The organism is Streptococcus sp. HMSC072D07 (assembly GCF_001814835.1).
In the GTDB taxonomy this organism is placed as follows: Bacteria; Bacillota; Bacilli; order Lactobacillales; family Streptococcaceae; genus Streptococcus.
Map to the genome: position 1 here is coordinate 1 of NZ_KV818069.1, position 22247 is coordinate 22247.

23 protein-coding genes, 1 tRNA gene and 1 other RNA gene are annotated in these 22247 nt (G+C 42.0%); 24 read left to right on the forward strand and 1 reads right to left on the reverse strand.

Annotation, left to right across the window (positions count from 1 at the left end):
* Positions 1-5: 5 nt before the first annotated feature.
* The 11 genes from HMPREF2991_RS06920 (at position 6) to HMPREF2991_RS06970 (ending at position 7490) form a co-directional block, all read left to right on the forward strand.
* Positions 6-79 (forward strand) — tRNA-Asn (locus HMPREF2991_RS06920).
* A gap of 208 nt (positions 80-287) precedes the next feature.
* A complete protein-coding gene (comW, locus tag HMPREF2991_RS11075) occupies positions 288-524 on the forward strand; it encodes a sigma(X)-activator ComW (protein WP_000939512.1) in 237 nt (78 codons plus the stop codon).
* A gap of 241 nt (positions 525-765) precedes the next feature.
* The gene (locus tag HMPREF2991_RS06930) at positions 766-2052 is read left to right on the forward strand and encodes an adenylosuccinate synthase (RefSeq protein ID WP_049549871.1); all 1287 of its coding nucleotides are present in this window, start codon (positions 766-768) and stop codon (positions 2050-2052) included.
* 200 nt (positions 2053-2252) lie between these two features.
* Positions 2253-2720 (forward strand): tRNA adenosine(34) deaminase TadA, encoded by a 468-nt coding sequence (gene tadA / locus HMPREF2991_RS06935; RefSeq protein WP_000386706.1) that lies wholly within the window; start codon positions 2253-2255, stop codon positions 2718-2720.
* Positions 2721-2752: 32 nt separating this feature from the next.
* Positions 2753-2846, forward strand: an RNA gene (ffs, locus tag HMPREF2991_RS06940) — signal recognition particle sRNA small type.
* A 59-nt stretch (positions 2847-2905) separates the two neighbouring features.
* The gene (locus HMPREF2991_RS06945; RefSeq protein ID WP_049549869.1) at positions 2906-3349 is read left to right on the forward strand and encodes a dUTP diphosphatase; all 444 of its coding nucleotides are present in this window, start codon (positions 2906-2908) and stop codon (positions 3347-3349) included.
* A gap of 9 nt (positions 3350-3358) precedes the next feature.
* Entirely contained in the window at positions 3359-3826 is a 468-nt protein-coding gene (locus HMPREF2991_RS06950) for a cysteine hydrolase family protein (protein WP_000796429.1), read from the forward strand.
* A 20-nt stretch (positions 3827-3846) separates the two neighbouring features.
* Positions 3847-5184, forward strand: a complete 1338-nt coding sequence (radA, locus tag HMPREF2991_RS06955) for a DNA repair protein RadA (RefSeq protein ID WP_239665089.1) — start codon at positions 3847-3849, stop codon at positions 5182-5184.
* A 72-nt stretch (positions 5185-5256) separates the two neighbouring features.
* Entirely contained in the window at positions 5257-5751 is a 495-nt protein-coding gene (locus tag HMPREF2991_RS06960; protein ID WP_025171793.1) for a beta-class carbonic anhydrase, read from the forward strand.
* Positions 5752-5964: 213 nt separating this feature from the next.
* Complete coding sequence (locus HMPREF2991_RS06965) at positions 5965-6933, forward strand: ribose-phosphate diphosphokinase (RefSeq protein ID WP_000010174.1); 969 nt, start codon at positions 5965-5967, stop codon at positions 6931-6933.
* Between the two features lie 119 nt (positions 6934-7052).
* Positions 7053-7490 carry a CoA-binding protein gene (locus HMPREF2991_RS06970; protein ID WP_000076504.1) on the forward strand — a complete coding sequence of 146 codons (438 nt, stop codon included), beginning with the start codon at positions 7053-7055 and terminating at the stop codon, positions 7488-7490.
* A gap of 29 nt (positions 7491-7519) precedes the next feature.
* Here the strand turns inward: HMPREF2991_RS06970 and HMPREF2991_RS06975 are convergent, their stop codons facing one another.
* Positions 7520-8530, reverse strand: coding sequence for a YeiH family protein (locus HMPREF2991_RS06975; protein WP_000009147.1), 1011 nt, complete (start codon positions 8528-8530; stop codon positions 7520-7522).
* 151 nt (positions 8531-8681) lie between these two features.
* Between HMPREF2991_RS06975 and HMPREF2991_RS06980 the strand changes: the two genes are divergently transcribed.
* The 13 genes from HMPREF2991_RS06980 to HMPREF2991_RS07035 all read left to right on the forward strand — a co-directional run bounded on the left by HMPREF2991_RS06980 (position 8682) and on the right by HMPREF2991_RS07035 (position 22210).
* Positions 8682-9851, forward strand: a complete 1170-nt coding sequence (locus HMPREF2991_RS06980) for a pyridoxal phosphate-dependent aminotransferase (protein ID WP_070567928.1) — start codon at positions 8682-8684, stop codon at positions 9849-9851.
* Positions 9848-10618, forward strand: a complete 771-nt coding sequence (gene recO, locus HMPREF2991_RS06985; RefSeq protein ID WP_070683742.1) for a DNA repair protein RecO — start codon at positions 9848-9850, stop codon at positions 10616-10618. The genes HMPREF2991_RS06980 and recO overlap by 4 nt, the downstream gene beginning before the upstream one ends.
* Positions 10615-11607 carry a phosphate acyltransferase PlsX gene (gene plsX, locus HMPREF2991_RS06990; protein ID WP_070683744.1) on the forward strand — a complete coding sequence of 331 codons (993 nt, stop codon included), beginning with the start codon at positions 10615-10617 and terminating at the stop codon, positions 11605-11607. The genes recO and plsX overlap by 4 nt, the downstream gene beginning before the upstream one ends.
* Positions 11608-11612: 5 nt before the next feature.
* Positions 11613-11849 (forward strand): acyl carrier protein, encoded by a 237-nt coding sequence (locus HMPREF2991_RS06995; RefSeq protein WP_000136435.1) that lies wholly within the window; start codon positions 11613-11615, stop codon positions 11847-11849.
* 436 nt (positions 11850-12285) lie between these two features.
* Positions 12286-12429, forward strand: a complete 144-nt coding sequence (locus tag HMPREF2991_RS07000) for a class IIb bacteriocin, lactobin A/cerein 7B family (RefSeq protein ID WP_000180838.1) — start codon at positions 12286-12288, stop codon at positions 12427-12429.
* A gap of 17 nt (positions 12430-12446) precedes the next feature.
* On the forward strand, positions 12447-12596 hold the full coding sequence (locus tag HMPREF2991_RS07005) for a class IIb bacteriocin, lactobin A/cerein 7B family (protein WP_033629144.1): 150 nt from the start codon (positions 12447-12449) through the stop codon (positions 12594-12596).
* 12 nt (positions 12597-12608) lie between these two features.
* Entirely contained in the window at positions 12609-12785 is a 177-nt protein-coding gene (locus HMPREF2991_RS11030) for a hypothetical protein (RefSeq protein WP_180364430.1), read from the forward strand.
* Positions 12786-12921: 136 nt separating this feature from the next.
* Positions 12922-13077 (forward strand): hypothetical protein, encoded by a 156-nt coding sequence (locus HMPREF2991_RS11035; protein ID WP_180364431.1) that lies wholly within the window; start codon positions 12922-12924, stop codon positions 13075-13077.
* A 24-nt stretch (positions 13078-13101) separates the two neighbouring features.
* The gene (locus HMPREF2991_RS07010; RefSeq protein ID WP_042768877.1) at positions 13102-13314 is read left to right on the forward strand and encodes a hypothetical protein; all 213 of its coding nucleotides are present in this window, start codon (positions 13102-13104) and stop codon (positions 13312-13314) included.
* 576 nt (positions 13315-13890) lie between these two features.
* Positions 13891-16044, forward strand: coding sequence for a peptide cleavage/export ABC transporter ComA (comA, locus tag HMPREF2991_RS07020; protein WP_070683746.1), 2154 nt, complete (start codon positions 13891-13893; stop codon positions 16042-16044).
* 12 nt (positions 16045-16056) lie between these two features.
* A complete protein-coding gene (gene comB, locus HMPREF2991_RS07025) occupies positions 16057-17406 on the forward strand; it encodes a competence pheromone export protein ComB (protein WP_070567933.1) in 1350 nt (449 codons plus the stop codon).
* Between the two features lie 169 nt (positions 17407-17575).
* On the forward strand, positions 17576-18283 hold the full coding sequence (gene purC / locus HMPREF2991_RS07030) for a phosphoribosylaminoimidazolesuccinocarboxamide synthase (RefSeq protein ID WP_070567935.1): 708 nt from the start codon (positions 17576-17578) through the stop codon (positions 18281-18283).
* A 201-nt stretch (positions 18284-18484) separates the two neighbouring features.
* Positions 18485-22210, forward strand: coding sequence for a phosphoribosylformylglycinamidine synthase (locus HMPREF2991_RS07035; protein ID WP_070567937.1), 3726 nt, complete (start codon positions 18485-18487; stop codon positions 22208-22210).
* Positions 22211-22247 lie beyond the last annotated feature (37 nt).

Genomic DNA, 22247 nt, shown 5'->3' on the forward strand with positions numbered 1-22247 from the left:
TTTTATCCGCCATAGCTCAGTTGGTAGTAGCGCATGACTGTTAATCATGATGTCGTAGGTTCGAGTCCTACTGGCGGAGTATAAATCGAAACGTTCAACTGAGCGTTTTTTTATTTATAAATATAGTGGACTGTTGAAATTTCAAATTTTAATTTTTAAATCTGTAATTACCTCTTTATTTTATTTTTAGTTCGTTTAGCTTTAAATTCTTCTTTTATAGAATTTGAAGCTTTTTTAGTTCCTTTTTTTGTTAGACTAGTGTTACTAATAAGAAAGGGAATTTTTATATGCTTCAGAAATTTTATGATCGAGCATTCGTCTTTTTGAAACTAGTTGAACAAGAATATGCCTCTTTAGGCCAGAGTTGTTCAGAGTGGGAATCACTTCATCTCCGTTTTTTACTATATTACTTAATCCGATTTAAAATTAAAAGTGATAGGGACTTTTCTCTATATCACTTTAGAACAGCTTATCGTCTATATCTAGATAAATTACTGCAAGGTGGTACAACTCTCATCCAATAGGAAGTATCTATATCATAATTACGAACGATTGTTGTAGATATATTTTAAAAAATATAGAATTAGCTTATAATCAAAGGTTTTTATATTTAGAAATGAAAGAATTTCCAAATCTTTTCTACTGTTTCTTCTTGATAAAATAGTGTTTTTTTCTTATAATAAATTGTAAGATATAATTGCAGGTGAAATTCCTGCCATGTATATGAGAAAGGACGAGCTACTAGTAGCTCAGACGAATTTTATTATGACTTCAGTTGTTGTTGTAGGTACCCAGTGGGGTGATGAAGGTAAAGGGAAAATTACAGATTTTCTTTCAGCTAATGCAGAGGTAATTGCTCGTTATCAAGGTGGTGATAATGCTGGTCACACGATTGTGATTGATGGTAAGAAATTTAAGTTGCACTTGATTCCATCTGGAATTTTCTTTCCTGAAAAAATCTCTGTTATTGGGAATGGGATGGTTGTAAACCCTAAATCTCTAGTAAAAGAGTTGACTTATCTTCATGAAGAAGGTGTGACAACAGATAATTTGCGCATTTCGGATCGTGCGCATGTCATTTTACCATATCACATTGAATTAGACCGTTTGCAAGAGGAAGCTAAGGGCGACAATAAAATTGGTACTACAATCAAGGGAATCGGTCCAGCCTATATGGATAAAGCTGCTCGTGTTGGAATTCGTATTGCAGATCTTTTGGATAAAGAAATTTTTCGTGAGCGTTTGGAACGCAATCTTACGGAGAAGAATCGTCTGTTTGAAAAATTATATGATAGCACTCCTATTTCAATTGATGATATTTTTGAAGAGTACTACGAGTATGGCCAACAAATCAAGCAGTATGTGACAGATACATCTGTTATCTTGAACGATGCGCTTGATAATGGCAAACGTGTACTGTTTGAAGGTGCGCAAGGTGTCATGTTGGACATTGATCAAGGGACTTATCCATTTGTTACTTCTTCAAACCCTGTCGCTGGTGGTGTGACGATTGGGTCTGGTGTTGGTCCAAGTAAGATTGACAAGGTTGTAGGTGTCTGTAAAGCCTACACAAGTCGTGTAGGAGATGGACCGTTCCCAACTGAATTATTTGATGAAGTGGGAGATCGCATCCGTGAAGTAGGTCATGAATATGGTACAACAACTGGTCGTCCACGTCGTGTGGGTTGGTTTGACTCAGTTGTGATGCGTCACAGCCGCCGTGTATCTGGGATTACCAATCTTTCATTGAACTCTATAGATGTTTTGAGTGGTTTGGATACTGTGAAAATCTGTGTCGCCTATGTTCTTGATGGTCAACGTATTGATTACTATCCTGCTAGTCTTGAGCAGTTGAAACGTTGTAAGCCAATCTACGAGGAATTGCCAGGTTGGTCAGAAGACATCACTGGAGTCCGTAATTTGGAAGACCTTCCTGAGAATGCACGCAACTATGTTCGTCGTGTAAGCGAGTTGGTTGGTGTTCGTATCTCAACTTTCTCAGTAGGACCTGGTCGTGAACAAACTAATATTTTAGAAAGTGTTTGGTCATAGGAGATTTTTAAGATTAGTTTAAGACAGGTTGGGTATACTATAGACAGTTACAAGAAGACCTCCTAACTTGTTGTAACAAATATCCTAAACTTTTCTTTTTCATAATAATCTCCCTATTAAGTCACCGCATTCGGTGGCTTTTTTTGTGTTGAGAATCATGATATAATAATAAAATCGACAAGTAGGAAAAGGGAAAAGAGATGGATTATACGCTTGAAGAAAAAGAAGTCTTTATGAGGGAGGCTTTGAGAGAAGCTGAGATTGCCTTAGAACACGATGAAATTCCAATTGGTTGTGTGATTGTCAAGGATGGAGAAATCATTGGTAGGGGGCATAATGCGCGCGAGGAGTTGCAACGGGCGGTCATGCATGCGGAAATCATGGCCATAGAGAATGCGAACCTGAGTGAGGAGAGCTGGCGCTTGCTGGATTGCACGCTTTTTGTGACCATTGAGCCTTGTGTCATGTGTAGTGGGGCGATTGGACTCGCCCGTATTCCAAACGTGGTCTATGGGGCTAAAAACCAGAAATTTGGCGCCGCTGGGAGTTTGTATGATATCTTGACAGATGAGCGTCTCAACCATCGTGTAGAGGTTGAAACGGGAATTTTGGAAGATGAATGCGCAACTATTATGCAAGACTTTTTTAGAAATAGACGGAAAAAATAATTTTTCTTTTAAAATGAATAGGAATGTGATATAATAAATAGTGGAGCAACAGTTCTGCGTGAAGCGGGTCAGGGGAGGAATCCAGCAGCCCTAAGCGATTTGAATTGTGTGCTCTTTTTTCGTGCTTTTTTCGAATAAATAAGATAAAATAGCCTAGAATAAATGATAATAGAAAAGAGAAAAATATGAAAATTCGTGGTTTTGAATTGGTTTCGAGTTTTACAGATGAAAATTTATTGCCCAAGCGTGAGACAGCTCATGCAGCTGGCTATGACTTAAAGGTTGCCGTGCGTACGGTGATCGCGCCAGGAGAGATTGTCTTAGTTCCGACAGGGGTTAAGGCTTATATGCAACCAACTGAGGTCCTCTACCTTTATGATCGCTCTTCAAACCCTCGTAAAAAGGGCTTGGTTTTAATTAACTCAGTTGGGGTTATTGATGGGGATTATTATGGCAATCCCGGGAATGAGGGACATATCTTTGCGCAGATGAAAAATATTACGGACCAGGAAGTAGTTCTTGAAGTTGGGGAACGTGTGGTTCAGGCTGTCTTTGCTCCATTTTTGATCGCAGACGGAGATGAGGCAGACGGCGTGCGGATGGGTGGATTTGGGTCAACAGGGAAATAGAGGAATAAAATGGCAGACTATTTATTAGTTGTAGACATGCAGTCAGATTATGTTGCTGTAGGAAAAGCATATCATGAAGAACTGACTGCAGCTGTAAATGACAAAATTGCTGCTTATCCCAGTGACCGAGTTATCTATATTCTCAATCGTTTTTTCTGGGAGAGAAAAGATAGAAAGAAGAAATTTGCGACCGGCTTGCTCCTTGTATCTTCTCGTATCTTTGAGAAGCGTCGGGCTTCTTGCTTTACTAATCCAGATTTAAAAGATTTTTTAGAGGGAAACGGTGCTAAAAGCATAGAGTTTATAGGGGTAGATGGCAATGGCTGTGTTAAGGCTTCCGTTTTGGCAGCTGTCAAGGAGAATTATCAGGTTTCTGTCGATTTGTCTGCTGTCGGAGTTGTCAACCAGAAGAAATTTCAAAATACATTGTATAAGTGGCGCTCTATAGGAGTTGCAGTAGAAGGAGAATCATCATAGCTAAAAAAAAATCAACTTTTATTTGTCAAAATTGTGAATATAATTCACCTAAGTATCTAGGGCGTTGTCCTAACTGTGGGTCTTGGTCTTCTTTTGTAGAAGAGGTTGAGGTTGCCGAGGTCAAGAATGCACGAGTGTCCTTGACAGGTGAAAAAACCAAGCCTATGAAACTGGCTGAGGTGACTTCCATCAATGTCAATCGAACCAAGACGGATATGGAGGAATTCAACCGTGTGCTTGGAGGCGGAGTGGTACCGGGGAGTCTCGTTCTTATCGGTGGGGATCCAGGAATCGGGAAATCAACCCTTCTCCTACAAGTTTCAACGCAGCTGTCACAAGTGGGTACGGTTCTCTATGTCAGTGGGGAGGAGTCTGCCCAGCAGATTAAGTTACGGGCAGAGCGCTTGGGTGATATTGATAGTGAGTTTTATCTCTATGCAGAGACCAATATGCAGAGTGTTCGATCTGAGGTGGAGCGCATCCAACCAGATTTTCTCATCATCGACTCTATCCAGACGATTATGTCTCCTGAGATTTCAGGGGTGCAGGGGTCTGTGTCTCAGGTGCGTGAGGTGACCGCTGAGCTTATGCAGCTGGCTAAGACCAATAACATTGCCATCTTTATCGTAGGGCATGTGACCAAGGAAGGGACCTTGGCGGGTCCGCGTATGTTGGAGCATATGGTAGATACAGTGCTTTACTTTGAAGGGGAACGTCACCATACCTTTCGTATCTTGAGAGCAGTCAAAAACCGTTTTGGTTCCACTAATGAGATTGGCATCTTTGAGATGCAGTCGGGTGGATTGGTTGAGGTGCTCAATCCGAGTCAAGTTTTCCTAGAGGAGCGTTTGGATGGGGCTACTGGCTCGTCAATCGTTGTGACCATGGAAGGGACCCGTCCGATTTTGGCGGAGGTTCAGGCTTTGGTAACACCAACCATGTTTGGAAATGCTAAACGTACGACGACTGGACTTGATTTCAATCGTGCAAGTCTGATTATGGCTGTTTTGGAAAAACGAGCAGGGCTTCTCTTGCAAAACCAGGATGCCTATCTCAAATCTGCTGGTGGTGTAAAATTGGATGAGCCTGCCATTGACTTGGCTGTTGCAGTGGCTATTGCCTCTAGTTACAAGGACAAGCCTACCAATCCTCAGGAATGTTTTGTGGGTGAACTGGGCTTGACCGGAGAAATTCGGCGCGTGAATCGCATCGAACAACGCATCAATGAAGCGGAAAAATTGGGCTTTACCAAGATTTATGTACCCAAGAATTCCTTGACAGGAATCACTCCACCCAAGGAAATTGAAGTCATTGGTGTGACGACTATTCAGGAAGTTTTGAAAAAGGTCTTTGCATAATCCGTGACAAATCCTCTTAAAAATGATAAGATAGGAGAAATATTTGATTATCAAATTTTTGAGGAGGGAATCGTGTCGTATTTTGAACAGTTTATGCAAGCCAATCAGGCTTATGTTGCCCTACATGGGCAGTTAAATCTGCCACTTAAACCCAAAACCAGAGTAGCTATCGTGACCTGTATGGACTCACGTCTACACGTTGCGCAAGCTCTAGGTTTGGCCCTTGGGGATGCTCATATCTTGCGGAATGCGGGTGGTCGAGTAACTGAGGACATGATTCGTTCACTGGTGATTTCCCAGCAACAAATGGGGACAAGAGAAATCGTGGTGCTTCACCATACAGACTGTGGAGCTCAAACCTTTCAAAATGAAAGTTTTCATGAATATTTGAAACACGAGCTCGGAGTTGATGTATCTAATCAAGATTTTTTACCATTCCAGGATGTTGAAGAGAGTGTGAGAGAGGATATGCAATTGCTTAGAGAGTCTCCACTGATTCCTGATGATGTGGTTATTTCAGGTGCTGTCTATGATGTGGATACAGGAAGTATGAGAGAAGTATACTAACTTTGTCTCGAAAAAATCTCACCCTAGCATAAAATCGATTGTTAAAATGTAGAATTTTTAGTTTTAATATAGCTAATATAAAATAGCATAAAACAAGGGTATAAATGTTTACTCTTGTTTTATTTTTGATTGAAAAATAAAGGAAAAAGCGCTACAATGGTAGATGGAAAATGTTGTGTAAAAACAAGTGATACATAAATACCGGAGGAAATCATGTCTTTTTCTGATTTAAAGCTGTTTGCCCTTTCTTCTAATAGAGAATTGGCAGAGCGTGTGGCGCAAGAGATTGGGATAGAGTTGGGGAAATCGACTGTTCGCCAATTTTCAGATGGGGAGATTCAGGTCAACATTGAAGAATCAATCCGTGGAAAACACGTCTTTATCCTACAATCAACTAGTTCACCTGTAAATGATAATTTACTTGAAATTTTGATTATGGTGGACGCATTGAAGCGTGCTAGTGCAGAATCTGTCAATGTTGTTATGCCTTACTATGGCTATGCACGTCAGGATAGAAAAGCGCGCGCGCGTGAGCCAATCACAGCAAAACTCGTTGCAAACATGCTAGAAGTTGCTGGAGTGGATCGTTTGTTGACGATTGATTTGCACGCTGCACAGATTCAGGGATTCTTTGATATTCCTGTAGATCACTTGATGGGTGCTCCATTGATTGCGGACTACTTTGAACGTCGTGGCATGGTTGGCTCTGACTACGTGGTTGTCAGCCCAGACCATGGTGGGGTGACTCGTGCTCGTAAATTGGCAGAGTTTTTGAAAACTCCGATTGCGATTATTGACAAACGCCGTAGTGTAGACAAGATGAATACCAGTGAAGTGATGAACATCATTGGTAAGGTAGAAGGTAAGACTTGTATCTTGATTGACGATATGATCGATACAGCTGGAACTATTTGTCATGCGGCGGATGCTCTTGCTGAAGCAGGTGCTGTTGAAGTTTATGCAAGCTGTACGCACCCAGTTCTTTCAGGGCCAGCTATGGACAATATCCAAAAATCAGCTATTAAGAAATTGGTTGTTTTGGATACCATCTACCTACCAGAAGAGCGTTTGATTGATAAGATTGAACAAATTTCGATTGCTCATCTTCTAGGCGATGCTATTATCCGTATCCACGAAAAACGTCCTCTTTCTCCTCTATTTTGTATTGAGAAAAAGATTTAATCTTTCACTTGAAGTAGACAGAACTCCTAGCAGGTTTCTTTTCTTGCTAGGAGATTTTTATAGTCAAAATCTGCAAGCCTTTTCAAAATATGCTATACTGAGAAAAAAGGAGGATTTCTATGAGTCAAGAATTTATCAATCCAAGTGATGGTGTGGTACGTCAGTATCTTGCAACCAGTAAAACGTTAGCGGTAGTAGGCTTGTCCGATCGTGAAGAAACAACTAGCAATCGAGTGACTAAGGAAATGCAGGCTCGGGGCTATAAAATCATTCCAGTCAATCCCAAGGCTGCAGGTGGGGAAATTTTGGGAGAGAAGGCTTATGCGAGTCTAGCTGAGATTCCTTTTCCTGTGGACATTGTCAATGTATACCGACGGAGCGAGTTTTTACCAGATGTGGCGCGTGATTTTCTCAAGGCTGATGCTAAGATTTTTTGGGCGCAATTAGGACTTGAAAATCTAGAAGCGGAAGAAATCTTACGTGCTGGAGGATGCGATGACATCGTGATGAATCGCTGTATTAAGAGAGAACATACTCGCTTAATTCTTGAGCAATAAAAAGGTAGCCTACTGGCTACCTTTTTGTATTATAAAGTACCAATCAATGCTTGCATGCCAAGACTGGTAAGGATGATGGCAATCCAGCAAAGGGCTCCAAGAAGAATGGATTTACCGCTGGATTTGACCATGGCTACTAGATTGGTTTTGAGACCGATGGCACTCATGGCCATGATGATAAGGAATTTGGAGAGTTGTTTGAGAGGGGTGAAGAAGCTACTAGACACGCCGAGAGAGGTGAGAAGAGTCGTTAAGAGAGAGGCTAGGATGAAATAAAGGATAAAAAGTGGGAAGACTTTTTTTAGTTGGAAACCCTGGCTATTTTTTTGTTGGCGACTTTGCCAGTAGGAGAGAAAGAGCGTGATGGGGATAATAGCCAGAGTTCGTGTGAGTTTAACAATGGTTGCAGACTCAAGGGTATTGGTTTGGTAAAGACTGTCCCAGGCACTGGCGGTAGCCGTTACAGAAGAAGTATCGTTGACTGCAGTTCCTGCAAAGAGGGCAAAACCTTCATTGGATAGGTGAAGCCAGGTTCCTAGCGTTGGAAAGATAAGTGCTGCTAAGACATTGAAGAAAAAGATAACGGAGATGGCTTGGGCGACTTCTTTTTCCTTGGCATGGATAACGGGTGCTGTTGCAGCAATGGCAGAACCACCACAGATAGAAGAACCCACTCCAATCAAGGTAGCCAGTTTCGTGTCTAGCGCAAAGAAACGCTGGAAGAGGTAGGCAACGATTAAGGAAATCGAAATGGTGGAAAGGATGACGGGGAGTGAAGTTTGTCCAACTGCAAAGACTTGCGAGATATTGAGACCAAAACCGAGTAAGATAACGGCATACTGGAGCAATTTCTTGGAACTAAAGGCCAAACCTGCGTCTAGTTGTTTGTAGGGTGAGAGCCAGGGGTGGAGGAGCATTCCAGCAAAAATTGCAAAGACAGGTGCACCCACGACGGGGAAAAATCCTCCCAGGCACCAAGATACGATAGAAATGAGAAGGCAGGCCAAGATTCCTGCTCCATTTTTTGATAAAAATGACATATAAACCTCCGAAAATAAGCACTTATTATTATAGTCCTGTCGAGAAGAAAAGTAAAACAGAAAGTGAAAAATGTGGGTTTCAGATGGATTTTGCGGTCAGGGAGCTTTTGTAGTATAATAGTACTATGTTCTGTAAGCAAGGGGGATATCTATGGACTTAACCAAGAGCTTTAATAAACAGTTAGACAAGATTCAAGTTTCCTTGATTCGCCAGTTTGACCAGGCTATTTCGGAGATTCCTGGGGTCTTGCGTTTGACCTTGGGGGAACCTGATTTTACAACGCCAGATCATGTCAAGGAGGCAGCCAAGCGAGCCATTGACCAGAACCAGTCCTACTATACAGGGATGAGCGGTTTACTGACCTTGCGCCAGTCTGCTAGCGACTTTGTAAAAGAAAAATACCAGCTAGATTATAATCCTGAAAATGAAATTTTGGTTACAATTGGGGCGACAGAGGCTTTATCTGCTACTTTGACGGCTATTTTGGAAGAGGGGGACAAGGTGCTCTTGCCAGCTCCTGCCTATCCAGGATATGAGCCGATTGTCAATCTAGTTGGGGCAGAGATTGTCGAGATTGATACAACTGAAAATGGTTTTGTCTTGACTCCTGAGATGTTGGAAAAGGCCATTTTGGAACAAGGGGATAAGCTCAAAGCAGTTATTCTTAATTATCCAGCTAATCCGACAGGAATTACCTATAGTCGGGAGCAGTTGGAAGCCTTGGCAGACGTTTTAGGCAAGTATGAGATTTTTGTTGTCTGTGATGAGGTTTACTCAGAATTAACCTATACAGGCGAAGCCCATGTATCTCTGGGAACTATGCTGAGAGATCAAGCTATTATCATCAATGGCTTATCTAAGTCCCATGCCATGACTGGTTGGCGTTTAGGCTTTATCTTTGCTCCTGCAGCTTTCACAGCTCAGTTAATCAAGAGTCACCAATATTTGGTTACTGCTGCAAATACCATGGCCCAACATGCTGCAGTAGAAGCCTTGACCGCTGGTAAAAACGATGCGGAACCTATGAAAAAGGAATACATCCAGCGTCGAGATTATATCATCGAAAAGATGACTGCTCTTGGTTTTGATATTATCAAACCGGACGGTGCCTTCTATATCTTTGCTAAGATTCCAGCGGGCTACAATCAAGATTCCTTTGCTTTTCTGAAGGATTTTGCCTATAAGAAGGCCGTTGCCTTTATCCCTGGTGCAGCCTTTGGACGTTACGGAGAAGGCTATGTGCGTCTGTCTTATGCAGCCAGCATGGAAACGATCAGAGAGGCCATGAAACGACTTGAGGAGTACATGAGAGAAGCATGATTCAGTCTATCACGAGTCAAGGCTTGGTGCTCTACAATCGAAACTTTCGTGAGGATGACAAGCTAGTCAAAATTTTTACCGAGCAGGCGGGCAAGCGCATGTTCTTCGTTAAACACGCTGGCCAGTCCAAACTAGCTCCGGTTATTCAGCCCTTGGTGTTGGCACGATTTCTCTTGCGCATCAATGATGATGGGCTTAGCTACATCGAGGACTACCATGAGGTGATGACCTTTCCAAAGATTAATAGTGATCTCTTTGTTATGGCCTATGCTACCTATGTGGCTGCTCTTGCAGATGCTAGTTTGCAGGATAATCAGCAGGATGCTCCCTTGTTTGCTTTCTTGAGGAAGACTCTGGAGTTGATGGAAGCAGGGATAGATTATCAGGTTTTAACCAATATTTTTGAAATTCAAATCTTGACTCGATTTGGAATCAGCCTTAATTTTAATGAGTGTGTCTTTTGCCATCGGGTCGGTCAGGCTTTTGACTTTTCTTTTAAATATGGAGCCTGCCTCTGCCCAGAGCATTATCATGAGGATGAGAGACGTTGCCATCTCAATCCTAATATCCCTTATCTGCTCAATCAATTTCAAGCCATTGATTTTGAAACCTTGGAGACCATTTCGCTTAAGGAAGAAATCAAGCAAGACTTGCGCAAGTTTATGGATCAACTCTACGAAGAGTATGTTGGGATTCACCTAAAATCAAAGAAATTCATTGATTCCCTAGCAGACTGGGGACAATTACTAAAAGAGGAAGACAAATGAAAAAAATCGCAGTAGATGCTATGGGGGGCGATTACGCACCTCAAGCCATCGTTGAGGGTGTCAATCAAGCCCTTGCTGACTTTTCAGATATTGAGATTCAACTCTACGGAGATGAAAGCAAGATCAAGCAATATCTAACGGCGACAGAGCGCGTCAGCATTATCCATACGGATGAGAAAATTAACTCAGACGATGAGCCGACAAAAGCTATCCGTAAGAAGAAAAATGCCAGCATGGTATTAGCGGCCAAGGCTGTCAAAGAGGGAGAAGCAGACGCTGTCCTCTCAGCTGGGAACACAGGTGCCTTGTTGGCTGCAGGATTCTTTATTGTGGGTCGTATCAAAAATATCGATCGTCCAGGACTCATGTCGACCTTGCCGACCATCGATGGAAAAGGGTTTGACATGCTAGACCTTGGGGCCAATGCAGAAAATACAGCCCATCATCTGCACCAATACGCTGTCCTAGGTTCCTTCTATGCGAAAAATGTTCGTGGGATTTCGAAACCACGTGTTGGTTTGCTCAACAATGGAACAGAAAGCAGCAAGGGAGATCCGCTTCGTAAGGAAACATACGACTTGTTAGTAGCTGATGAAAGTTTGAACTTTGTCGGAAACGTGGAAGCGCGTGATCTGATGAATGGCGTTGCGGATGTTGTCGTAACAGATGGTTTCACGGGAAACGCTGTTCTCAAATCCATCGAAGGTACAGCTTTGGGAATCATGGGCTTACTTAAAAATGCTATTACGGGTGGTGGCCTTCGAGCGAAGCTAGGTGCTCTACTTCTTAAGGATAGTCTTAAGGGGTTGAAGACACAGCTTAACTATTCAGATGTTGGAGGAGCAGTCTTGTTTGGCGTCAAGGCGCCAGTTGTAAAAACTCATGGCTCAAGTGATGCCAAGGCTGTGTACAGTACGATTCGTCAGATTCGTACCATGCTAGAAACAGACGTAGTTGCTCAAACTGCGCGTGAATTTTCAGGAGAATAAAAAAGATGACAGAAAAAGAAATTTTTGACCGTATTGTAACCATTATCCAAGAGCGACAGGGAGAAGACTTTGCCGTAACAGAGGCCTTGAGTTTGAAAGACGATCTAGATGCGGACTCAGTGGACTTGATGGAGTTTGTCTTGACACTAGAAGATGAATTTGGTATCGAAATCACTGATGAGGAAATCGATCAACTTCAAAGTGTAGCGGATGTAGTAGCGATTATTAAAGATAAAAAATAGCCAAAAGCAACATGCAAGTCATGTTGTTTTTTTATTTGCAGAAAAAAGAGAAATTTTTAGTAGAAATTGCGAATAAAGAGATGAGAAAGAAAAAGGAGGAATGTTTATGTATGTGACCGGTTTTTATCCGTGGTTCATTAAGTGGTTTTTAAAATAAAAATGAATGAATTGTTCATTTTCGAATTGTTTTTCGAATAGATAGGTAAGGAAAAAGGGAAGGAGATTACGCGATGTATTTACCAATCTTATTGCCATGGTTGATCAAATGGTATTTAAAATAAATGAAATTTACCTGTTCATTTTAAATTACTTCTCGAATAGATAAGTGAGAAGAAAAGGAAGGAGAGAAGAAAATGATTTCAGTAATTTACCCAATCTGGTTTTTAAAATGGTTTAAAGCCTAGAAACCGTAAACTAAAAATAAAGGAGAAAACAAATGACAAACTTTGACAACATGGAACAGAACTTTGTAGCTCTTACGGAAGAAGAGTTGACGGATGTGAATGGGGGGTCGGTTACCGCTGTAGTTGTAGGAGGTGTCTTACTAATTGGTGGTATTGCTTGGGGCTATTTTATGTAATAATAAGGAGAGAAAAAATGAATTTAAATAAATGGACAGAATTGACAGAAGAAGAATTGATGAATACAGAAGGTGGCTTAATTACCATAGCCACGATTGCTGGAGGAGTAGCAATTTTCCTTGGTGGTCGATTAATTGGTCAAGATTTAAAACGTAAATTTGGATAAAAGTAGACTTGTATGAAAAATCTAAAAAATGTAATGGGAGCAGTTCTAATTATTTTTGGAGTGCTTTGCATATTGGGAGATTTAAATGTAATCACCTTTAATGTTGAAAAATATTTCCAAACAGAATTAGTTGTTCCGATGCTTATTTTGATGATGAGTTACTTGGATTCAGCTAAAGACAAGGTTTAAAGAGAACTATTTTTAGTGTATGGCAACTGCTATTTTAGTTACTATTAATGAAATAAGAACTAATTTAGGAATAGTAGGGCTTTTGATTGGAGTAGCTATTGGATTAGCCAGCATTATTTAAAAAGGAGAGAGAAAAATGAAAGAAATGGATGAAAAATTTGATATCATGACAGAAGAAGATTTGGCTCTTACTGAAGGAGGCTTCATTGTCACTACTTCCACAGCAATAGCTTGGGGTGTATTAGGAGTAGCTTCTTATATGTATGGGCGTTATCTAGGAAGTAAACGTTAAGCTAAATATAGAAGGAAATTAACTATGAATCGTAACCTAAATCTCAATACATTGTTACCTAAGCTAGCCACTATACTACCTTTGTTAGGCATAGGTCTTAATCTTACGCTTCATCTAATTCGTACGGGTTCGCTAGTATCTTTTGATTGGCAATGGAGTTTAATAGGTTTGATTGCTGCAGGCTATTTTGGTATTTTTTGTAAGGATTTGAAGAAAAATAATCAAAACTATAAATGATGAATCTGAATGGAAAGGATTTTGTGCATGTAAATGGCGGAGTTTTTCCGCCTTGTTTTATCCAGAGACTTGTCCGATTCTGCTTAGTTTGTTTTATGGAGGATACAAGTACAAAACAACAGATAGTAAGATTGGGAATTGATGGAACATCAGATTGGAGTTTGAGATGAAAGTCGTTCAATTACTACAAAAAGCTTGGCCAGAGTTTATTGTATTGTCTAGCTCAATGGCTTATCTAATGATTAGAATCGTGGCTAATATAAACAAAATAAATCTACCTACGTAGTTTGAATATTTTGATATACCTACGATTTCATCATTCTTGATGACATTTATCTTACTTTATAGAAATATCATTTCAGAATAGTTTATTTCTGGGCATTCATTTTTTAACGGTTACTTTAAACAGGCAGAACTTTTGTTCTGCTTTTTACATTTAAATGATAGTTTATTCTTTTGAAAGTGCGTTTTAGGTGCAAAAATGGTTTATTTAGGAATATTTTCCTGTTTTTATCCTTATTTGGTTAAAATAATCTTACAAAGTTTCTAAGAGATTATTAGAAAAAGGAGAAGGATATGAAATTTGGGAAAAGGCACTATCGTCCCCAGGTGGATCAGATGGATTGTGGCGTGGCTTCCTTGGCTATGGTCTTTGGTTACTACGGTAGTTATTACTCCTTGGCTTATCTACGAGAGTTAGCCAAGACGACCATGGATGGGACGACGGCTTTGGGTCTTGTAAAGGTGGCAGAGGAAATTGGTTTTGAAACGCGGGCTATCAAGGCGGATATGACGCTCTTTGACCTGCCAGATTTGACCTTTCCGTTTGTGGCTCATGTTCTCAAGGAAGGGAAATTGCTCCACTATTATGTGGTGACAGGTCAGGATAAGAAGGCAATCCATATCGCTGATCCAGATCCCAGTGTTAAGCTGACCAAGATTTCCCGTGAGCGATTTGCGCAAGAATGGACAGGAGTCAGTCTCTTTATGGCTCCGTCTCCAGACTATAAACCCCATAAGGAGAAAAAACAGGGGCTCCTATCTTTCTTGCCAATCTTGCTCAAACAGCGTGGCTTAATTACCAATATCGTCCTAGCGACACTCTTGGTAACCTTAATCAATATTGTGGGTTCCTACTACCTTCAGTCCATCATTGATAGTTACGTCCCAGACCAGATGCGCTCGACACTGGGTATTATCTCAATGGGACTAGTCATCGTCTATATCCTCCAGCAGATTTTGTCCTATGCGCAGGAATACCTCTTACTTGTTCTGGGGCAACGCCTGTCAATTGATGTGATTTTGTCCTACATCAAGCATGTTTTTCACCTGCCGATGTCCTTTTTTGCAACACGCAGGACAGGAGAGATTGTATCTCGTTTTACGGATGCTAACAGTATCATCGATGCGTTGGCGTCGACCATTCTGTCGATTTTCCTAGATGTGTCGACGATTTTGATTATCTCGCTTGTCTTGTTTTCACAAAATATGACGCTCTTCTTCATTAGTCTACTTGCGCTTCCCATCTATACAGTGATTATCTTTGCCTTTATGAAGCCGTTTGAAAAGATGAATCGTGATACCATGGAAGCCAATGCGGTTCTGTCTTCCTCTATCATCGAGGACATCAACGGTATTGAGACCATTAAGTCTTTGACCAGTGAGAGTTCACGCTATCAAAAGATTGACAAGGAATTTGTAACTTATCTGAAAAAATCTTTTACCTATAGTCGGGCAGAAAGCCAGCAAAAGGCTCTGAAAAAAGTTGCCCAGCTCCTGCTCAATGTTGGTGTTCTCTGGATGGGAGCAGTTCTTGTCATGGATGGGAAAATGAGTTTGGGCCAGCTGATTACCTATAATACTTTGCTTGTTTACTTTACCAATCCTTTGGAAAATATCATCAACCTACAAACCAAACTTCAGACAGCGCAGGTTGCCAATAATCGTTTAAACGAAGTGTATCTAGTAGCTTCGGAGTTTGAGGAGAAGAAAACGGTAGAAGATCTAAGTATGATGAAGGGAGAGATGACCTTCAAGCAGGTTCACTATAAGTATGGCTATGGTCGTGACGTCTTGTCGGATATCAATTTGACCATTCCACAAGGGTCTAAGATGGCTTTTGTGGGGATTTCAGGGTCAGGAAAGACCACCTTGGCCAAGATGATGGTTAACTTCTACGATCCAAGTCAGGGAGAGATTAGTCTGGGTGGTGTCAATCTCAATCAGATTGACAAAAAAGCCTTGCGCCAGTATATCAACTATCTACCTCAACAGCCCTATGTCTTTAACGGAACGATTTTGGAGAATCTTCTCCTTGGAGCCAAGGAGGGGACGACTCAGGAAGACATCTTACGGGCAGTTGAGTTGGCAGAGATTCGGGAGGATATCGAGCGCATGCCACTGAATTATCAGACAGAATTAACTTCGGATGGGGCTGGAATTTCTGGTGGGCAACGACAACGAATCGCTCTGGCGCGTGCTCTTTTGACGGATGCCCCTGTCTTAATCTTGGACGAGGCGACTAGCAGTCTGGATATCTTGACGGAAAAGCGGATTGTGGATAATCTCATGGTTTTAGACAAGACCTTGATTTTCATTGCTCACCGTTTGACCATTGCTGAGCGGACAGAAAAGGTTGTTGTTTTGAATCAGGGCAAAATTGTCGAAGAAGGTACCCCTGCAGACTTGCTTGCACAGGATGGCTTTTATGCCCATTTGGTCAATAGCTAGAAAGAGGAGAAGATGAAACCAGAATTTTTAGAAAGTGCGGAGTTTTATAATCGTCGTTATCATAATTTTTCCAGTCGGGTGATTTTACCTATGTCACTTCTGTTCGTGTTTTTACTGGGATTTGCAGTTTTTGCAGAGAAGGAGATGAGTTTGTCTACTAGAGCTACTGTCGAGCCTAGTCGTATCCTTGCCAATATCCAGTCAACTAGCAACAATCGCATTCTTGTCAATCATTTGGAAGAAAATAAGCTGGTTAAGAAAGGAGATCTGCTCGTTCAGTACCAGCAAGGGGCGGAGGCTGTCCAGGTTGAGGCATATGCCAGTCAATTGGAGATGCTAAAGGATCAAAAAAAGCAGTTGGGGTATTTGCAATCCAGTTTGAAAGAGGGGAGTGATCAATTTCCAGAGGCGGATAAGTTTGGTTATCAGGAGATGTTTCGAGACTATCTCAGCCAAGCTAGTAGTCTTAGGAGTAATGTTTCTCAGCAAAATGCCAGCATCTCCTCTCAAAATGCGGCAGCAAGTCAGAGCCAGGCCGAGATTGGCAATCTTATTAGTCAAACAGAGGATAAAATTCGAGACTACAAAACAGCCAAGTCAGCGATTGAAAAAGGAGATCAACTGGATAGTCAAAATGCCGCCTACTCATTTTATCAGACCTATAAAAACCAAGCTGGAGATGATTCGCAAGTTAAATCACAAGTTATTGCACAGGTGGATGCACAAATTGCCCAGCTAGAGTCTAGTTTGGCTACCTATCGTGTACAGTATGCGGGTTCTGGAGCTCAACAAGCCCACGCAACGGGACTAGATAGTCAACTGGAATCGCTCAAATCTCAGCACCTAGTCAAAGTCGGTCAGGAATTAACCCTTTTGGATCAGAAAATTTTGGAGGCGGAATCGGGTAAGAAGGTACAGGGAGGTCTCCTAGATAAGGGGAAGATTACAGCAAGTGAGGATGGGGTGCTTCACCTCAATCCTGAGACTAGTGAATCTACGATGGTCGCAGAAGGAACCCTGCTAGCCCAACTCTACCCATCCTTGAAAAAAGAAGGAAAAACCAAACTCACAGCCTATCTCAGTTCAAAAGATGTTGCTAGAGTCAAGATTGGGGACTCTGTCCGTTATACTACGATTAACGATGCCAAGAATCAAATTTTCCTGGATTCCACGATTACAAGTATTGATGCGACAGCTACAAAAACTGAAAAAGGGAATTTCTTTAAAATTGAGGCGGAGACTAATTTAACTTCGGAACAGGCTGAAAAACTTCGTTATGGTTTAGAAGGTCGCCTGCAGATGATTACGGGAAAGAAAAGCTATCTCCGTTATTTTTGGGATCAATTTTTAAATAAAGGGTAATATTCGTGTTTTTCAGAGGATAAATGATTTTTAAACTGTAAGAAGAGCTTATCTTGCAGTTTTTCTTTACGCTTGAAACAGGAAAACGTTATTTATTCGTAAAAAATCTTGAATTTTTCATGCTTTTGTGGTAGAATGTGCTCAAGTAAAACGAAAGGCGAACTTTAAAATGTCAAAACAACTGATCTATTCGGGAAAAGCCAAGGATATCTATACAACTGAGGATGAAAATCTCATTATTTCAACTTACAAGGACCAGGCAACTGCCTTCAACGGTGTCAAGAAGGAGCAGATTGCGGGCAAGGGAGTGTTAAATAATCAGATTTCATCTTTTATTTTTGAGAAATTAAATGCGGCTGGTGTAGCGACTCACTTTGTGGAGAAAATTTCGGATACGGAACAACTCAATAAAAAGGTGGAGATTATTCCTTTGGAAGTTGTGCTCCGCAACTACACGGCTGGTTCCTTTTCAAAACGTTTTGGCGTAGAAGAAGGTATTGCATTTGAGACTCCAATTGTCGAATTTTACTATAAAAATGATGATTTGGATGATCCCTTTATCAATGATGAGCATGTGAAATTCCTAAAAATTGCGGATGACCAGCAGATTGCTTACTTGAAAGAAGAAACCCGTCGTATCAATGAGCTCTTGAAGGATTGGTTTGCTGAGATTGGTCTCAAATTGATTGACTTTAAGCTAGAGTTTGGTTTTGACAAGGATGGCAAGATTATCTTGGCAGACGAGTTTTCACCAGATAACTGCCGTTTGTGGGATGCAGATGGCAACCACATGGACAAGGATGTTTTCCGCCGTGGCTTGGGTGAATTGACGGATGTTTACGAGATTGTCTGGGAGAAATTGCAGGCTTTGAAATAAGCTGTTAGAAACGGAAAACCTTCGTCTTTCAGATGTAAGGACTCAGGCTGTAAAGGTCCCCTGGACCTTTTCACTCCGTCGGGGGCTAGGTAAATTAACCAGCGTCTACGAGATTGTCTGGGAAAAGTTGCAAGGTTTAAAATAGCACCTTCAAGGTCATTTGGGAACATTGCAAGAGCTGAAATAAAGGAATAAGAATTGATGAATAAACGTATTTTTGTTGAAAAAAAGGCTGATTTTCAAGTCAAGTCAGAGAGTTTGGTAAGGGAGCTCCAGCACAACTTGGGACTGTCAACTTTGAAAAGTATTCGCATTGTGCAGGTTTATGATGTCTTTGACTTGGCAGAGAACTTGTTTGCGCCTGCCGAGAAGCATATCTTCTCTGAGCAGGTGACAGACCATGTCTTGGATGAAGCGGCTGTGCAAGCGGATCTTGCCAATTATGCTTTCTTTGCTATCGAAAGCCTGCCTGGTCAATTTGACCAGCGTGCAGCTTCCTCACAGGAAGCTTTACTTTTGCTGGGAAGTTCGAGTGACGTGACGGTCAACACAGCACAATTGTACTTGGTTAATAAAGATATTGATGCGATTGAGTTGGAAGCGGTCAAGAACTACCTGCTCAATCCAGTGGATTCACGTTTCAAGGACATCACGACAGGGATTGCCAAGCAGGAATTTTCTGAGTCAGACAAGACCATTCCTAAATTGACCTTCTTTGAAAGCTATACAGCAGAAGACTTTGCTCGCTACAAGGCCGAACAAGGGATGGCCATGGAAGTGGATGATTTGCTCTTTATCCAAGACTACTTCAAGTCAATCGGACGAGTGCCGACGGAAACAGAACTCAAGGTTTTGGACACTTACTGGTCTGACCACTGCCGTCACACGACTTTTGAGACCGAGTTGAAACACATTGATTTCTCAGCTTCTAAGTTCCAAAAGCAATTACAAGCGACTTATGACAAGTATATTGCCATGCGTGATGAGTTGGGACGTTCGGAGAAACCACAAACCTTGATGGATATGGCGACTATTTTCGGTCGTTATGAGCGTGCTAATGGACGTTTGGATGACATGGAAGTGTCAGATGAAATCAATGCATGCTCGGTTGAAATCGAGGTGGATGTGAATGGAGTGAAAGAGCCATGGCTTCTCATGTTTAAAAATGAAACCCACAATCACCCAACAGAAATTGAACCATTTGGTGGAGCGGCTACTTGTATCGGTGGAGCCATTCGTGACCCGTTGTCAGGACGTTCATACGTTTATCAAGCCATGCGTATCTCGGGTGCAGGTGATATTACCGCACCGATTTCAGAAACTCGCGCTGGCAAATTGCCACAACAAGTCATTTCGAAAACAGCGGCTCATGGTTATTCTTCTTACGGGAATCAGATTGGGCTTGCGACGACCTATGTTCGTGAGTACTTCCACCCAGGTTTTGTAGCCAAACGCATGGAGCTAGGTGCAGTTGTCGGTGCGGCTCCCAAGGGCAACGTTGTCCGTGAAAAACCGGAAGCGGGCGATGTGATTATCTTGCTCGGTGGTAAGACTGGACGTGACGGTGTCGGTGGTGCAACGGGATCTTCTAAGGTTCAAACAGTTGAGTCTGTAGAGACTGCCGGTGCTGAGGTTCAAAAAGGGAATGCCATCGAAGAGCGCAAGATCCAACGCCTTTTCCGTAATGGCGATGTCACTCGTCTTATCAAGAAATCCAACGACTTTGGAGCAGGTGGTGTCTGTGTGGCTATCGGTGAATTGGCAGATGGTCTTGAAATTGACCTTAACAAGGTTCCTCTTAAATACCAAGGTTTGAACGGTACAGAAATTGCCATTTCTGAATCTCAAGAACGGATGGCAGTTGTGGTGCGTCCTGAAGACGTAGCTGCCTTCGTTGCGGAATGTAATAAAGAAAATATTGATGCTGTTGTGGTTGCGACAGTGACTGAAAAACCGAACCTAGTCATGCACTGGAATGGTGAAACCATCGTCGACTTGGAACGCCGTTTCCTTGATACCAATGGTGTGCGTGTCGTTGTCGATGCCAAGGTTGTGGACAAGGATGTCAAACTCCCAGAAGAACGCAGAACAAGTGCTGAAACCCTTGAAGCTGATACTCTTGCGGTACTATCTGACCTCAACCATGCGAGTCAAAAAGGCTTGCAGACCATCTTTGACTGCTCAGTCGGTCGTTCTACGGTCAATCACCCACTTGGCGGTCGTTACCAATTGACACCGACTGAGGCTTCTGTGCAGAAATTGCCAGTTCAACACGATGTGACTCACACTGCGTCAGTCATGGCCCAAGGATTCCACCCATATGTAGCAGAATGGTCTCCATACCACGGTGCTGCCTATGCAGTAATCGAAGCGACTTCTCGTTTGGTGGCTACTGGTGCAAACTGGTCCAAGGCTCGTTTCTCTTACCAAGAGTATTTTGAGCGGATGGATAAACAAGCAGAGCGTTTTGGTCAGCCAGTAGCAGCTCTTCTAGGCTCTATTGAAGCACAAATCCAACTTAGTTTGCCATCTATCGGTGGCAAGGACTCTATGTCTGGTACTTTTGAAGAATTGACAGTGCCACCAACCTTGGTTGCCTTTGGGGTGACAACGGCAGATAGTCGTCAAGTTCTCTCTCCTGAGTTCAAGACTGCTGGTGAAAATATCTACTACATCCCAGGTCAAGCCTTGGCACAAGAGATTGACTTTGATCTTATCAAGTCTAACTTTGCCAAGTTTGAAGCCCTTCAAAAGGCTCACAAAGTGACATCTGCATCAGCTGTTAAATATGGTGGTGTCCTTGAAAGTTTGGCTCTTGCTACTTTTGGAAACCATATCGGTGCAGAGGTGACCTTGTCTGAGCTTGAGACTGCATTGACAGCTCAATTAGGCGGATTTGTCTTCACATCTCCGGAAGAAATCGCCGGAGTAGAGAAAATTGGACAAACAAAAGCAGACTTTACACTTTTTGTCAACGGTATGAAGCTAGATGGACAGAAACTTGACAGTGCCTTCCAAGGAAAATTAGAAGAAGTTTACCCTACTGAATTTGCCCAAGCCAAAGAACTGGCTGAAGTACCAGCTGTGGCATCAGATGCTGTGATTAAAGCCAAGGAAACTATTGAAAAACCAGTGGTTTACATCCCAGTCTTCCCAGGAACCAACTCGGAATATGACTCAGCCAAGGCATTTGAAAAAGAAGGTGCAGAGGTTAACTTGGTGCCATTCGTGACCTTGAATGAAGAGGCTATTGTCAAGTCAGTTGAAATCATGGTTGACAATATCGGCAAGGCAAACATTCTATTCTTTGCAGGTGGCTTCTCAGCCGCGGATGAGCCGGATGGATCAGCTAAGTTTATTGTCAATATCCTGCTCAATGAAAAAGTGCGTGTAGCTATCGATAGCTTTATCGCTCGTGGTGGTTTGATTATTGGTATCTGTAATGGATTCCAAGCCCTCGTCAAATCAGGTCTTCTTCCATATGGGAACTTTGAGGATGCTACTAGTACTAGCCCAACCCTCTTCTACAATGATGCCAACCAGCACGTAGCCAAGATGGTGGAAACTCGTATTGCCAATACTAACTCGCCATGGTTGGCTGGAGTGCAAGTGGGCGATATCCACGCCATTCCAGTGTCGCACGGTGAAGGGAAGTTTGTTGTGACGGCCGAGGAATTTGCAGAGCTCCGTGATAATGGTCAAATCTTTAGTCAATACGTTGACTTTGAAGGCAAACCAAGTATGGATTCTAAGTACAATCCAAATGGTTCTGTAAATGCCATCGAAGGAATTACCAGCAAGAATGGTCAAATCATCGGTAAAATGGGACACTCAGAACGTTATGAAGATGGTCTTTTCCAAAATATTCCAGGAAATAAAGACCAGTACTTGTTCGCGTCGGCGGTTAAATACTTTACTGGGAAATAAGACTTGCAGATTTTCTAATAGATAGTATCCGTAATGT